Annotated in this window: 3 protein-coding genes; all 3 read right to left on the bottom strand. The window is 73.4% G+C overall.

The features are described from left to right. Positions 1 to 1206: NAD(P)/FAD-dependent oxidoreductase (locus AC1D15_RS29145; RefSeq protein WP_477828765.1), on the bottom strand; the 1206-nt coding region annotated here is incomplete at its 3' end. Then, positions 1203 to 1568, bottom strand: coding sequence for a (2Fe-2S)-binding protein (locus tag AC1D15_RS29140; protein ID WP_477828764.1), 366 nt, complete (start codon positions 1566 to 1568; stop codon positions 1203 to 1205). The genes AC1D15_RS29145 and AC1D15_RS29140, both read right to left, overlap by 4 nt. Before the next feature lie 16 nt (positions 1569 to 1584). Beyond that, the coding region (locus tag AC1D15_RS29135; RefSeq protein ID WP_477828763.1) for an Lrp/AsnC family transcriptional regulator at positions 1585 to 2026 on the bottom strand (442 nt) is incomplete at its 5' end.

Raw genomic sequence — 2026 nt, 5'->3', positions numbered from 1 at the left:
CTGGCTGCCCAGCGCCCGCACGCTGTGGCGCAACTCGCCGGCCGTGACGGCCTCGCAGCGGCAGACGACCGCGTCGTCGGGCAAGGCCGCCGCGTGCGCATGCGGCCACGGGAAGGCCTGCGCCAGCCCCGCGCGGAAGCCGTCCATCGTCGCCAGCGTGCGCTGCAGGCCGGCCTGCTCGGCCGCGAAGCGCGTGCGCCCGCCTTCGTGCCCCAGGTCGTGCAGCGCGGCCAGCGCCGCCAGGCGGCCGGCCGCCTCGGCCCCATCGGCGCCGAGCAGGCGCGCGCCGTCGCCGGCCAGGTACACGCCGCGCGTGCTGCTGCGCCCGCAGTCGTCGATGCGCGGCAGCCACTGCCGGCTCACCGGCTCGAACTCGAACTCGCAGCGCGCCAGGTCGGCCAGCTGCGTCTCGGCACGCAGGTGCCAGCCGAGGCCGACCGCATCGGCCTCGAAGCGGCGCTCGATGCCCCGCGCATCGCGCACCACGACACCCGACACGCCGTCGCCGGCCGAGCCGTCGATGCGCAGCGGCTGCACGCCGTTCAGCACCGCGACGCCGGCCCGCCGCAGCGCGGCCTGCAGCGCGATGCCGCGCAGCAGCAGCCGCGGGCGCCGCAGCAGCCCGCGCAGCGCCGCCCAGCCCGGCAACGCGGGGGCGGTGTCCAGCACCGCCTCGACGCGCGCGCCGGCCTTCAGGTACTGCGCGGCAACCAGGTACAGCAACGGCCCGCTGCCGATGAACACCACGCGCGAGCCGATCGCACAGGCCTGCGCCTTCAGCGCGATCTGCGCCGCACCCAGGCTGTAGCAGCCGGCACGCTGCCAGCCCGGCACCGGCATCAACCGGTCGGTGGCGCCGGCGCAGACGATCAGCGCATCGAAGGCCAGCGTCTGCGTGCGCCCGCTCGGCGCGTGCACGGTGTGCAACTGGCCGGCCGTCAGGTTCCAGGCCAGCGTTTCGCTGCGGTGCTCGATCTGCCCGTGCAGCGCGTCGAAGTCGCGGTGCAGCGAGTGCGCCTTCGCGGCCTCGCTGCCATACAGCGTCGCGTGGCTGCGCCGGAAGCCTTCCGGTTGGCGGCGGTAGATCTGGCCGCCGTCGCGCCGCCCTTCATCGATGACGATCGGACGCAGCCCGGCCTGCACCAGCGCCTGCGCGGCACGCACCCCTGCCGGCCCGGTGCCGACGACCACCATGCGCGGCGTCATTGCGGCGCCTCGCCACGCCGGCGTTGCGCCAGCTCCGGCGTCAGCGGCCACAGCGACACCGGCGGCGCGGTGCGCACGCTCATGCCGTCGAGCGCCGCCGTCGAGCAGGCGCGCAGGCGCCGGCCGGCATCGTCCCAGACCCAGCAGTCCTGGCAGGCGCCCATCAGGCAGAAGCCGGCGCGCGCACCATCGCCGAACTCGGACTGGCGCAGCTGCCGGCCGTGCATCAGCAGCGCCACCAGCAGCGTGTCGCCTTCGAGCGCGGTGGCGGGCTGGCCGTCGATGCGCAGCTGGATGGAAGGCCGCGCGGTTTCGGCCAGGCGCACGAAGCGCCCACTGCGGCCGGGCGTGGGCTGCTTCATGAGGGGTCCACCAGGATCAGGGGTTGGTCGGGAACAGCCGTTCGATCGGGTAGTGCGTCTTGATGAACGGCGACTTGATCACGATGAAGCTGAAGTACTTCTCGATGCCGATGTTGCGCTCCAGCAGGTCCTCGATCAGCGCCTGGTAGTGGTTGACGCCGCGCGTCGTGAACTTCAGCAGGTAGTCGTAGCCGCCGCTCACCAGGTGGCACTCGAGGATCTCGTCGACCCCGCGGATCGCGGCCTCGAAGCGCACGAAGTCCTCGCGGTGATGGTCCGACAGCGTGACCTCGGTGAACACCGTCAGCGTGTCGCCCAGCTTCTCCAGTCGCAGCTGCGCGCCGTAGCCCGCGATGTAGCCGGCCTGCTCGAGCCGCTTCACGCGGATCAGGCAGGGGCTGGGCGACAGGCCGACGGCCTCGGCCAGGTCGACGTTGGTGATGCGCCCGTTCTTCTGC

Source organism: Rhizobacter sp. P2_H2 (assembly GCF_056403375.1).
The sequence above is the reverse complement of the archived record's forward strand: the minus strand, read 5'-3'. Positions and strand labels throughout refer to the sequence as shown.

What these genes read in the sequence shown, in the direction of transcription:
- AC1D15_RS29140 (WP_477828764.1), bottom strand. Translation starts at nt 1,568, where the DNA reads ATGAAGCAGCCCACGCCCGGCCGCAGTGGGCGCTTCGTGCGCCTGGCC.